Genomic DNA, 11,651 nt, shown 5'->3' with positions numbered 1-11,651 from the left:
CCCGCCGTGTTCCCGGTGGCCGCGCTGCTGCGGCGCGCGCAGGCCGGCGACCACGTGGCGATGAACGACCTGCTGGTACACATCACCCCTTTCGTCGGGCGTCTCTGCCTGCCGATCGCGCGTACCCACAGCTGCGACGCCGCCCAGGAGGCGATGCTCGCGATCTACCGCGGCCTGCGCGGCCTGCGCGAACCCCTCGCCTTCTACGGCTGGGTGCGCTCCATCGCCGTCCGGGAGGCCGTCCGCACGTCGAGACGGCTGGCCCTGGAGCACACCGACGGCCTGCCCGACGTCGCCCCCGACGGCGACCCCCTGGGCGCCGTGCACATCAGCGACGTGCTGGACCGGCTGCCCCGCGAGCACCGCGAGATCCTCACGCTGCGCGCCGTCTACGGCCTGAACGAACGGGAACTGGCCTCGGCCCTGCGGCTTCCGGTCGGCACCGTGCGCTCCCGGCTGCACCGCGCCCGCCGCAACTTCCAGCGGGCCTGGACCCACCAGCCCGCCTGAACGGAGCGGCGCCCGGGCGCCGCACGGGCCCGGCCGGCGGCGGGCCCGGATTCAGGTCACGGTGGCCCTCGTCCGGTAGCGGGCCCGCAGGTGGTCCCCGGCGTCGACCGCCTCGCGCAGCAGACAGAGCGCCCGCCAGATGTCCCGGTGGCTCAGGAACAGGGCGTTGACGCCGAAGCGGAGCAGGTCCGGGGCCCGCATGTCGCCGATCACCCCCCGGTCGGCGAGCGCCCGCACCAGCGCGTACGCCTCCCGGTGGCGCAGCACGACCTGGCTGCCGCGGCGCCCGGGCTCCCTGGGGGTGACCACCGTGAAACCCCGGCCGTCCAGCAGGGTGTCGGCGCAGTCCTGGAAGAAGCCGGTCAGTGACAGGCTCTTGGCCCTGACCTGCGCCAGGTCCACCCCGTCGAAGGCGGTGAGCGCGGCTTCCAGGGCGAGCAGCGACAGGATGGCGGGGGTGCCGATCCTGGCCCGGCCGACGCCCTCGGCCGGGGTGTAGTCGCCGCTGAGGCCGAACGGGTCGGCGTGGCCGTTCCAGCCGGTGAGCGGGTGGTCGAAGGAGGCCTGGTGACGCCGCGCCACGTAGAGGAAGGCGGGGGCTCCCGGGCCGCCGGACAGGAACTTGTAGCCGCAGCCGACGGCGAGGTCGGCCCCGAGCTCGTCCAGCCGCACCGGGAGGGCGCCGGCCGCGTGGCAGAGGTCCCAGAGCATCAGGGCGCCGGTCCGCTGGACGGCGCCGGTGAGCGCGGGCAGGTCGTACAGTTCGCCGGTCCGGTAGTCGACCGGGGAGTACCCGGCCACCGCGACGCGGTCCCCGTGCCCGGCGAGGAAGCCCGGCAGGTCGTGCGGCGGGACCCGCTCGACGGTGAGGCCGAACAGCCGGCCCACGGCGTCGGCGACGTACTGGTCGGTGGGGAAGTGGGCCGGGTCGGTGAGCAGCAGCGGCCGGCCGGGGCGCAGCCGGGCGGCGGCCCCGAGCGCGTTGAACAGCTGGACGCTGGTGGAGTCCCCGGCCAGGGTCTGGCCGGGCGCCGCGCCGACCAGCCGTCCGATCGCGTCCCCGACCCGCAGCGGTGCCTCCCACCAGCCGGCGTCGTTCCAGGAGCCGATCAGTCCCCGGCCCCACTGCCGGTGGACGGCGTCCTCCAGGGCGGCGGGGACGGCGGCGGGCAGCGGACCCAGGGAGTTGCCGTCCAGGTAGACGACGCCGGGCGGCAGCAGGAACCGTTGCCGCAGCGGGGCCAGCGGGTCGGCGGCGTCGAGGGCCTCGGCCCGGTCGGCGAGGAGGCGGTCGGGGCCGCTCGCCGCCGTCACCGTCGCGGGCCCGGGTGTGCGATCCCCCTCCGGACCGCTCCGCCGGTCCCGGATACGTTCAGACATGGCCACCTCTTCGTCTGGGCCCGCCGCTTGGCATGGCCTCCGACAATGAAGAGGCTGACCAGGGGCCGCCCTATCCCGCCCCCCGCGTGACGAAGGACACACACCGGACGGCGAGGCGCCCCGCCGTCGGCACCGCGCCGCACACCGTCCCCGAAACGCCGCCGGTCGCCGGCCGGCCGCCCGCAGGCGACGGCGGCCCCGCGCACCCCCGCCACCGGCCGCCTACCAGAGCCCCGGCCCGGCCGGCCGGCCCGGCGGGCCCGGGCGGTAGGGGAAGGGCCGGTACGCGTGGAGGAAGCGGTGGTAGCTGCGGGCGGTGCCGACCAGGGATTCCATCCGCAGGACGTGTTCGATCGCGTCCAGCTGCCCGCCGGTGGCCGTCAGCACCCAGTGCGCGGTGCCCGCCACGGGGCGGGCCTCGGCCACCGCGGTCCGGAGGCAGGCCGCGTCGACGGCGGCGAGCCCGGCGATGCCGCGGGTGCCGGCGAGGGCCTGGCGCAGGAACGTCATCTCCGTCTCGGTGAACCGCAGCCGGGTGCGGCCGGGGATGTCGCCCTCCTCCTCGGGCCAGGGGGCGACCGGGCCCTTCCGGAGTTCGCGGTACTTCAGCAGCAGCCGGCCCTCGGGGGTGATCCGGGCGGCCCAGGCCGGCGGTCCGTCGGCGGTGGCCAGCGTCTCCAGGACGCTCTCCGGGGCGAGTTCGCACAGCCGCTCGGCGGTGAGCCGGCGCGCGGCGCTGGCGCGCCGCCGCGACCACGACGGGGCGGCCGGGGCCGCGGCGAGCCACCCGCCCTCCTCGGCGGCGACGTCCTCCAGCAGCTCCACGTCCTCGGCGCGCAGCGGCATGTCCCGGCCCCTTCGTCGTCCTGGCGTCGTCCTGGCGGTGCGCCGGCCGGCACGACCCGCGCAGCGGGACTCTACGCCCGGGGGCCGCCCGCGCGCCGGTCTCTTCGCCGACCGGGGGCGGCGGCACCGCTCCAGGGCCTCCCGAGCTAGAACTCCCGTACGAGGGAAGCTCGTTCGCGCGAGCGGGGCGGGCCGTCAGCCGATCGTGACCCGCAGGTTGGCGAGCACGGCGGAGCCGTCGGCCGAGACGGCCAGCACCCGGCCGCCGCGCTGCCAGTACGTCACCGCCCCGCCGTGCCGCCGCACCCGGACCGGGGACCGGTCGGCGCCGGGGAAGAGGGCGAGGCCGGTCGGCGCGGAGGCGGCGCCCTCGCCCGCCGTGAGGCGGATACCGCGGCCGCCGTCGAGGGCGCGGGTGAACGCCCAGTGGTCGCCGTCGGCGGTCAGGCCGGCCGGCTCGTCCCCCTGGCCGGCCGGCCCGTCCTCGCGGGCAGCCGACTCGTCCTCCTGGACGGTCAGCCCGGAGTCCGTCCCCTCGCCGAGGAAGCGCAGCACCGTCCGGCCCGGCTCCGGCGTGGGGTCGGGGTCGGGCACGATCAGCCGGCCGCTCGCCAGCACCGTCGCACCGGTCACCGCGGCCGGGTCGAGCGCGGTCCTGGACCGCAGCTCCCAGCCCGGCAGGTCCCAGCGCCAGAGCTCCGTCAGCGGCGCACCCACGGCCGGGCCGGAGACCACCACGGCCGCGCAGCCGGACGGGGTGCGGGCGATCCGCCCGGTCACCCCCTGGTCGCCGCCGAGTTCACGCCAGACCACGGTGGGGCGGCGGGCCAGGGTGTCGAGGACGGCGATCCCGTCCTCGTCCACCGTGATCAGCTGCCGGCCGTCGTAGGACGGCACGATCTGCCGCACCCGCAGGGCGGTCCAGCGCCGTACGGCCCGGGTGGCGAGGTCCAGCCGGGAGACCTCGGCGACCTCGCCGTAGCGGGCGACCAGCAGCGCGGTGCCGCCGTGGTCGGCGAGCACCAGCTGGTCGGCGGGCACGTCCCAGCGGGCCCGGGTGCGGCCGTCCGGGCCGAGCAGCCGCACGCCCGCCTGGCCGCACGCGACCAGCAGCGAGCCGGAGTCCAGCAGCGCCGCGTCCAGGACCGGGAGTGTCCCGGGCCGGTCGGCGGCGGTGGCGGCCCAGCCGGCCCCCGTGGGGCGGGCGGAGCGGCGGGGCCTGGGCAGGTCGGCGGCGGCCAGCGGGTCGGCGCGCTTCACCAGCCCGTCGAAGAGGGCGCGTCCGGTCCGGTGGTCGAGGGAGCCGCCGAAGCCGCCGTCCCGGACGACGGCGCGGGCCGCGGCGGTGGCGAGTTCACGGTCGGCGGCCCGGTCCGCGCCCGGCAGCCCGGCCAGGGCGGCGGCCAGCGCGGGCCGGCCGGTGGTGTCGGGGTGCCCGTCGCCGTCGAGGACGGCCAGCGCGAGCGTACGGGTCGCCTCGCCCGCGCCGAGGGCGAGCAGGTGGGCGAGGGCCCGGCCGCGGGCCGGCCCGCCGAGGGCGACGGCGTCGCGCAGGTCGGCGGCGACCGTCGGCCGCAGCGTCTCGTCCGGCCAGGCGGCCTCGACCGCGCCGAGCCGGTCCCCGGCCGCACGGCGGTGCTCGGCCCAGGCGGCCCGCAGCTCCCGGGCGGACTGCGGGTCGGTGGCGGTGAGCCGCTCGACGGCGGTGGAGAACGCGCCCCGGCGGTAGGCGGTGCGCACGGCCCGGTCCCGGTCCCCGGCCCGCCACCAGAGGCGGACCACCAGGTCGGCCGCCAGCTCGCGGCCTTCGGCGAGTTCGGCGGCCTGGGCGCCGCGGCCGTGCCGGTCGAGCAGGGCCACCGCCTCGGCGGGCGCGTCCAGCAGGTCGGCGAGGACGAACGCCGCCTCGTCGATCCGGCCCTCCCGCTCCAGCCCTTCGGCGGCCTTCCGGTAGAGGTCGGCCAGGAGTTCGTGGACGGTCGGGCCGGAGAGCGGCGAGACGGCCGCCGCCCGGCCCCCGGCGTCCGGGGTGGGGCGCAGCGGGCCGGCGAAGCGGCGGGGCAGCCCGAGTGAGAGCCAGGCCCGCTCGGCCTCGGGCGACTGCCCGGAGAGCCGGACGGCGTCGCGCAGGGCGTCCTCCCAGCGGCGCTGTTCGAAGGCGCGGGTCAGTTCGCGCAGGTAGCGGGCGTGGCGGCCGCGGACGAGACGCGCGGCGGGGGTGCGCAGGGCCAGCCGGGCGAGCAGGCCGCCCAGCCGGGACCGCCAGGACGGTCCGGGGTTCCGCCGCCCCTCCGCCGCCCCGGGGGCGGAGGCCTCGGAAGCTGTTCCCGGGGCGCGGCGACGCAGCGCGAAGGCCGCTCCGATGAGCAGCCCGGTCAGCAGCGTCGACAGGTGGAGGCCCCGCCCGGCGACGAGACGGACGAGACCGACGACGAGGTGGGCGAGACCGGCGAGCAGCGGCAGGCCCACGAGGACGAACAGCAGGGCGAGGCCGGCGACGGCGACGGCCCGGCCGACCGGGGCGGGCAGCCGGGGCAGGGACCACCAGCGGCGGGGGCGGTCGCCCCGGGCGCCGGGCGCGGTCGGCCGACGGGACCACCAGCGACGGGGGCGACCCCGCTCGGCGGGCGCGGTCAGCCGACGGGCCCGCTCGGAGCGGGGGCCGATTCCGGCGGCGGTCCGCAGGTCCGCCGCCGGGCGCCGCGGCCGGTCGTCGAGCACCGGTTCGGGGGCGGCCGGGGCGCCGACCGGCCCGAGCCGGCGGAGGGTGAGGCCGGCCGGGTCGAGCCAGTCGGCGGGCCGCAACTTCGCCAGACCGTCGATCTGGTGACGGTCCATCAGCCCTACGGTGGTGAGCAGCAGCTGCCCGGCGGCGGCCTGCGCGCCGTCGGTGCCGACGGCGACGAGCGCGCCGTCCCGCCCCAGCAGTGGCAGCCCGGGGGCACGGTCGGCCCGGGTCCCGACCGGTTCGGGCAGGACGAGCAGCCAGCGGCCGTCCGGCAGCCCGCGCAGGTCGGCGCCGTCCTGCCAGTGGGCCAGGACGCGCCCGGCGGCCTCGGCCGCGCCGATCAGCGGCACGTCCAGCACAAAGCCGGTGGCGTCGACGGTGGCACGGAACGCTCCGGCGGAGGTGGCGCTCACTGCTCGCTCCCGATCAGGTGGTGGATCCGGCCGCTGCCCGCGTCGCCGACCACGATCCGCCCGGGGTGCGGTTCGGCGGCGATGAGGGAGAGACCTGGGTGGACGGTCGCCGGGGTGACGCCGCCGGAGAAGCGGCTGAAGGTGCGGACGGCGTCGGCCCGGACGCTGCGCACCACCCGGGCGCTCCGGCTGCAGGTGATCAGCGCCGGCCGGCCGTCGTCGTGCCGGACGAGGCCGATCACCTCGGCATCCTCCCGGAAGGTGATCAGGCTCCGGTCGCCGGCCGGGGTGCGGACCTCCCAGGCCTTGCCGTCGGCCGACCAGGCGACGGCGGTGCCGCCGTGGACGAGGTGCGGCGCGTCCTGGGCCCCGGGTGACAGCGGGTGGTCGAACGCCCGCGGATCCCGGGAGCGGTGGTACCGCGCGCCGTCGGCGCTCGGCGCGACCGGGCCGTCGTCGTGGACGGATCCGTCGGGCGCGATCCGCCACCAGCGGCCGTCGAGCGGGAGCGCGAGGCCGTCCCCGGCGCGCAGCAGTGGCAGGACGGGGCCGGTGAGCAGGGTGTCGAGCAGGGCCTGGTGCAGGCCGAGGGCGACCCGGTCGGCGGTGTACTGGCCGGGCTCGCCGAGCGGGCGGCCGCTGATGTACGGGACCAGCCGGTCACCCTGGACGGACAGCGCGACCAGGCGCCGGCCGAGGCGTCCGGCGGCGACGACCGGCCCGTTCAGCTCGTGGCGACGGGTCCGGACGGGGGTGACGCGCTCCGGTGCGCCGCTCGGCAGGTTGACGGCGAGCAGGGTGGCGGCGTTCGCACCACGGGCCAGCAGGGTGCGGGCCGCGGTGGTGAAGACGGGGTGCGCTCCCCCGGTGGGGCCGGCCGGCGGCGCGGCGGCGGTCGGCGCGCTGCGGCGGAACTCGGCGCCGCGCAGCGCCCGGACGGCGATGTCGGTCGCGGGCAGGGGCAGTTCGGCCCGCGCCTCGCCCAGCCGGACGGTGACCGAGCCGGCGCCGGCCGCGGTCCAGCGGGCCTCCTCGCTCGCCAGCACCCTTCGCCGGGAGGGGAGCCGGTCGGCGAGCCGGGGCGAGGTGAGGACCCAGGCCTGGTCGGCGGCGTCGAGCGTGCCGCAGGCACGCCGGACGTCCTCGGGGGTCGGGTCGGTGCGGCGGCGGGCGTCGAGCCAGTGCGGCAGCAGTTCGGCGAGGTCGCCGTCGAGCCAGTGGCCGGGCCGGTCGCCGAGGATGCCGACGAGCAGTTCGGTGCCCCGGGCGGCGGCCCTGCGGTGCAGGACGAGCAGGGCGGCGAGCTGGACGAGCCGGCCGGCGCCGGCCTGGGCGGGCCCGGTGTCGGCCAGGACGACGACCCGGCCCCGGCCGGCCGGGGTGCGGAACTCGGGTGCGAGGTGGAGGAGTTCGCCGTCGACCAGGCGGCGCAGGAACTCGTCGGGGTACTCGTCGGCGAGCAGCCACTCGGAGGGCAGCAGCTGGTCGGGCCGGCCGGAGCGGGCCAGGCCGCCGTGGCCGTCCGGGGTGCCGTGGTCGTCGGTGGCGGGTTCGCGTTCGCCGGCCAGGGCGTCCAGGCGGCGCAGCAGGGGGCCGAGGGCGGTGGCGAGTTCGGGGGTGAGCGCGGAGAGGCCGGCGGCCCAGGGGGCGAGGGCGGCGGGCAGCGGCGTGGTCATCGCGGGTCGCTCCCGGTGCCGCCCGGACGCGTCGTGCCGCCGGTGCTCCGGGTGTACGGCTCCAGGGCGGCCGGGTCGGTGGTGGGCGGCGGCGGATCGGCGACCAGGGCGTGGCCGGGCAGCAGGACGCAGAGCTGGCCGTCCCGGGCGCCGAGCGCGGTGCGCCAGAGGGCGGCGGCGGGCCGGGGGCGGGCGGTGGTGGGGACGAGCAGTCCGGCGTCGCGGCCGAGGTAGCGGGCACCGTCGGCCCACGGCAGGTCGTCCTCGGCGCCGAGGACGAGCAGCGCGCCGTCGTCGGCGACGGCACCGAGCCGGGCGCCGCCGGTGAGCCGCTCCCGGGTGGCGGCGGCCAGGGCTGGCACGTCGGGGCCGAGGGCGAGCACGGCGGCGGCGGGCAGCGGCGGTTCGCACCGCTCCCAGCGGAGCGGGAACGGCGGCGGGGCGGTGGTCACGAGGGTGCGACCACCGCGACGAGCTCGGCGCGTATGCCGGCCAGCCCGGCGGGCAGGTCGGCCGGGTCGAACCCGGCGTCGATCTCCCGCAGCGCGGCCTCCAGCCGCAGCCGCGAGTCGCGGCCGTCCGGCAGGGTGCGGTGTTCGGCGAGCAGGGCCGTACTCTGCCGGGCGAGCCGGTCGGCGCGGGCGGCCGAGCTGCGGGACAGCTCCTCGGCGGCGTGCGCCAGGCTGCGGTTGGCGGACTTCTCGACCAGGTCGGCCAGGGTGTCGCGGGCCAGTGCCTGGGTGTCGGCGGTGGGGGCGATGAGCGGCAGCACCCAGAGGTCGCGGGCGGTGCCGGCGGTGCGGCCGTCGAGGACGGCGGCCGCCGCGACCAGCTTCTGCGAGCGGACGGCCCGCCGGTCGCTGACCGGGACCCCGGCGGCGCGCAGCCGGCGCAGGGCGGTGCCGAGCAGCGGGGTGACCTCGTCCAGGTCGCAGTCGCGGGCGGCGGCGGCCAGCCGGTCGACGGCGCCGAGCAGGTCGGCGGGGCGGGCCGGGGCGGTCGCGGGCCGGCGGCCGGCTTCGAGCAGTTCCTCCAGCCGGGCGTCGGCCACCGGTTCGACGAAGACCCGGGCGAGGAAGCGGTCGGCGAAGGCGGCCAGGGCCGGATCCTCCGGCAGGTGGTTGGCGGCGCCGACGCAGACCCGCAGCGGGCTGGCGAGGACGGTGCCGCCGCGCCGGAAGACCCGTTCGTTGAGCAGGCCGAGCAGGGTGTTGAGGACGGCCGTGGAGCCGAGGAACACCTCGTCGAGGAAGGCGATCTCGGCCTCGGGCAGCATGCCGGCGGTCTCGAACTCGACCCGTCCTTCGCGCAGCCGGCGCAGGTCGACCGGGCCGAACAGCTCGTTGGGTTCGGTGAACCGGCCCAGCAGGTACTCGAAGTAGCGTCCGCCGAGCTGCCCGGCGACCCGGCGCACCGCCTCGGACTTGGCGGTGCCGGGCGCGCCGACGACCAGCAGGTGCTCGCCCGCGACGGCGCAGAGCGTCACCACCTCGGCCACCGTCTCGCGGTCGATCATGCCCTGCCCGGCGGCGGCCACGGCGGCGGCGATCAGCTCGGCGTCACCGGCCGCGGCGGTGCCGCCGGCGCCCGGGCGGGTGGTCGGGGTGGTGCTGGTCTCGGTCACGAGCACCGGAGTCTACGGGGGGTCCGGCGGCGCCCACCAGCGGATTGACGCTCGCCGCGCGGTCCCGGGGCCGGGGCCGCGCGGCACGCCGGGCCCCGGCGGCTCGGTCCGGGAGGCCTTCCCCGCCGTGGCCGTCGAGACCTCCCCCGGGCTGTTCGAGCAGCCCCTCCACAACCGCTCACACCACGGACCCGGGCCGGGCGCCGTCGGAGCGCTGGGCGCGGTGGGCGGCGACCCGGACCCGGGTGGCGCAGCGGGGGGTGCAGTAGCGCTGGGGGGCGCGGCGGCCGGTGTCGATGAAGTAGCGGGCGCAGCCGGGGGCGGCGCACCGGCCCCAGGCGCAGCCGCCGCGCTCGCCGAGCCAGAGGGCGAGGGCGGCGGTGGAGGGGAGCCAGTGGGTGAGGCCGGCGCCGGCCGCGGCCTTCGAGGTGACCGGAGCCGCCGTCAGCCGGGTCCGCGAGGTGGTGCGCGGCCACGGCGTGCCGGACGGCGACGTCTCGACCTCCCGGCTGGACCTGCAGTCCTCGTGGAGCTACGGCGGCGGCGAGCGGCAGTTCCTCGGCTACGAGTGCACCGCCTCCTTCGTCGTCGAGCTGCGCGAACTCGACGCCCTGGAGCGGCTGTTGGTGGACGTCGTGGAGGCCGGGGCGAACCACGTGGAAGGGGTGGAGTTCGACGTCCGCGCCAAGCGGGAGCTGCGGGCGCGGGCCCGGGAGGCGGCCGTCGCGGACGCCCTGGAGAAGGCGGAGCTGTACGCGCGGGCCGCCGGCGTCCGGCTCGGCCCGGTCGTGCGCATCAGGGACGTGGACTCCGAACAGCCGGGCATCGGCTACGTCGGCCACAGCCAGGGCGGCGGCGAGGGCTCGCTCGCGCCCGGCAGGATCCGCGTCTCGGCGGGCGTACTGCTCGGCCTGGCCATCATCGGCGGCTGACCGGACGCTCCCGGAGCTCGGCCCCGGCGGGACGGGGCGGGGCGGCGAGCGGTGGACGGCCGCCAGTCACCCCGCCCCACCCGGTCAGGCCTGCCAGTGCGGTTTGCCGCTGACCATCCGGCAGGTGATCATCCGGCCGTTGGCGTCGTGGGTGCTCTTGTCCAGGTCCGCGTTCCGGCAGAACTGGCCCGCCTGGTAGCAGTTGCCCGCGTTGGACCGGATCTCGCAGGAACCCGTCGCCCCCTTGGCCGCTTCGGGCTCGGGGTCGGTCGGCGGCTGGGCGGTGGTGATCTTGGGCTGCGGCGCCTTGGTGGCGGGCGCCTGCGGCTTGGCCGTGGTCGGTGCGGGTACCGGCGCCGGCGGCTGGGTCGGCTGCGGCGCCTCCGTGGTGGGCACGGCCGCGGGCGTCGTCACCACGGGCGGAGCCGGCACGGGCGCGGCCGCGGTCGCCACCGGCGCGGGGGTGGTCGGCGCGGGGGTGGTCGGCCCGGCCGCGGCCACGGCGGCGGGCGAGGAGGAGGCGGCCGTGGCACCGTCACCCGCCGCCGGGTCGCAGCCGGTCAGGGCGAGACCGACGGTGAAGACGAGTCCGGCGACGGCGGCCAGGCCGCGATGGCCGGCGCGTATCCGTGAAGACATGGGGGAAGAACGCTCCGTTCCGCTGGGGTGAGGTTCACGATTCAACCAGAACTGCGACACGGCTCGCGCACAGTTCCCGCACCTGTTGGCAGATCGAGATCTACGGCCCACGGAACGTCAGCGCACCGGCCTGGCCCGGCCCCGCTCCCCCACCGACGCCGTCACCCGGCCGACAGCTCTGACATGATCGGCCCGCCGGGCGGAAGGAGTCCCCGCATCATGCCGGACAGCAGACCCCCACGCGACAGCATGAGCACGGAGGAGTGGACCGAGGCTCCGCCGCCCCGGGCGCCCAGGGGCGGGTGGCCGAAGCTCCTCGGGCCGCTCATCGGCCCGGTGTTCCTCCTGGTCGGCATCGTCTTCTCGGCCGGCCACTGGACGGTGTGGCAGCTTCAGCGGCACCTCGCGGGTCTCCGCCGTGGTCGACGAGGTGCGGTACGGCCGGCCGGAACAACGGACCGACGCCACCGAGGCACTGGTCACCGTGGAACCGGACGGCCGGCGACAGCCGGCCGTGGTGGACTCGCCGCACTCGGCGCCGGACCGGCTGTCCGCGGGCGACGCCGTGACCCTGCTGCACGACCCCCGGCGGCCGGGCCATGCCCTCTTCCCCGCCCAACTCGGCTGGGCGGACACCCTCTTCCCCGGCCTGCTGTTCTGCGCGACGGGCCTGGCCGCCACCGCGGCGGGCACGGTGGCGACCGTCCGGTACGTGCGCGGCCGGGAGGGCTGAGCACCGCCGGGCAGACCGGTGGGGCCGCCCGGCGGGCGCCGGAACGACCGGCCGCGGGGGGGCGGGCCCCCCGCGGGGCGGCCCCCCCCCCCCCCCGTAGCGCCCCCACGCGTTTGGGGGTGGCCCCAAACAAGGAAAGGGGGGTGGGCGGGTGGCCGAGGATTGCGGGG

At 78.3% G+C, this 11,651-nt stretch carries 11 protein-coding genes; 3 read left to right on the top strand and 8 right to left on the bottom strand.

Features of this window, described 5'->3' with window-relative positions; all coding sequences use genetic code 11:
• The first annotated feature begins 60 nt into the window (after positions 1 to 60).
• Positions 61 to 510 carry an RNA polymerase sigma factor gene (locus tag ACIQIB_RS06280; protein WP_363607683.1) on the top strand — a complete coding sequence of 150 codons (450 nt, stop codon included), beginning with the start codon at positions 61 to 63 and terminating at the stop codon, positions 508 to 510.
• Between the two features lie 51 nt (positions 511 to 561).
• Here the strand turns inward: ACIQIB_RS06280 and ACIQIB_RS06275 are convergent, their stop codons facing one another.
• The 7 genes from ACIQIB_RS06275 to ACIQIB_RS06245 all read right to left on the bottom strand — a co-directional run bounded on the left by ACIQIB_RS06275 (position 562) and on the right by ACIQIB_RS06245 (position 9,475).
• Positions 562 to 1,890 (bottom strand): aminotransferase class V-fold PLP-dependent enzyme, encoded by a 1,329-nt coding sequence (locus tag ACIQIB_RS06275; RefSeq protein WP_363607603.1) that lies wholly within the window; start codon positions 1,888 to 1,890, stop codon positions 562 to 564.
• A gap of 222 nt (positions 1,891 to 2,112) precedes the next feature.
• A complete protein-coding gene (locus ACIQIB_RS06270; RefSeq protein WP_363607604.1) occupies positions 2,113 to 2,736 on the bottom strand; it encodes a hypothetical protein in 624 nt (207 codons plus the stop codon).
• 195 nt (positions 2,737 to 2,931) lie between these two features.
• Entirely contained in the window at positions 2,932 to 5,877 is a 2,946-nt protein-coding gene (locus tag ACIQIB_RS06265) for a bpX6 domain-containing protein (RefSeq protein WP_400756976.1), read from the bottom strand.
• Positions 5,874 to 7,553: a hypothetical protein gene (locus ACIQIB_RS06260; protein WP_400756974.1), complete on the bottom strand. Its 1,680-nt coding sequence runs from the start codon at positions 7,551 to 7,553 to the stop codon at positions 5,874 to 5,876. Before ACIQIB_RS06260 ends, ACIQIB_RS06265 begins: the two co-directional genes overlap by 4 nt.
• Positions 7,550 to 8,005 (bottom strand): hypothetical protein, encoded by a 456-nt coding sequence (locus ACIQIB_RS06255; RefSeq protein ID WP_363607607.1) that lies wholly within the window; start codon positions 8,003 to 8,005, stop codon positions 7,550 to 7,552. Before ACIQIB_RS06255 ends, ACIQIB_RS06260 begins: the two co-directional genes overlap by 4 nt.
• Positions 8,002 to 9,177, bottom strand: a complete 1,176-nt coding sequence (locus ACIQIB_RS06250) for an AAA family ATPase (RefSeq protein ID WP_363607608.1) — start codon at positions 9,175 to 9,177, stop codon at positions 8,002 to 8,004. The genes ACIQIB_RS06255 and ACIQIB_RS06250 overlap by 4 nt, the downstream gene beginning before the upstream one ends.
• 178 nt (positions 9,178 to 9,355) lie before the next feature.
• Entirely contained in the window at positions 9,356 to 9,475 is a 120-nt protein-coding gene (locus ACIQIB_RS06245; RefSeq protein ID WP_400658808.1) for a CGNR zinc finger domain-containing protein, read from the bottom strand.
• A gap of 100 nt (positions 9,476 to 9,575) precedes the next feature.
• Between ACIQIB_RS06245 and ACIQIB_RS06240 the strand changes: the two genes are divergently transcribed.
• Positions 9,576 to 10,109 carry an SIMPL domain-containing protein gene (locus ACIQIB_RS06240; protein WP_400756972.1) on the top strand — a complete coding sequence of 178 codons (534 nt, stop codon included), beginning with the start codon at positions 9,576 to 9,578 and terminating at the stop codon, positions 10,107 to 10,109.
• A gap of 84 nt (positions 10,110 to 10,193) precedes the next feature.
• On the opposite strand, the gene ACIQIB_RS06235 is transcribed toward ACIQIB_RS06240, so the two are convergent.
• On the bottom strand, positions 10,194 to 10,748 hold the full coding sequence (locus ACIQIB_RS06235; protein ID WP_400756971.1) for a hypothetical protein: 555 nt from the start codon (positions 10,746 to 10,748) through the stop codon (positions 10,194 to 10,196).
• Between the two features lie 418 nt (positions 10,749 to 11,166).
• Between ACIQIB_RS06235 and ACIQIB_RS06230 the strand changes: the two genes are divergently transcribed.
• On the top strand, positions 11,167 to 11,481 hold the full coding sequence (locus ACIQIB_RS06230) for a hypothetical protein (protein WP_400756970.1): 315 nt from the start codon (positions 11,167 to 11,169) through the stop codon (positions 11,479 to 11,481).
• Positions 11,482 to 11,651 lie beyond the last annotated feature (170 nt).

This window comes from Kitasatospora sp. NPDC092286, from assembly GCF_044755565.1.
Lineage (GTDB): Bacteria > Actinomycetota > Actinomycetes > Streptomycetales > Streptomycetaceae > Kitasatospora.
This window is presented reverse-complemented; position numbering and strand designations above follow the sequence as displayed.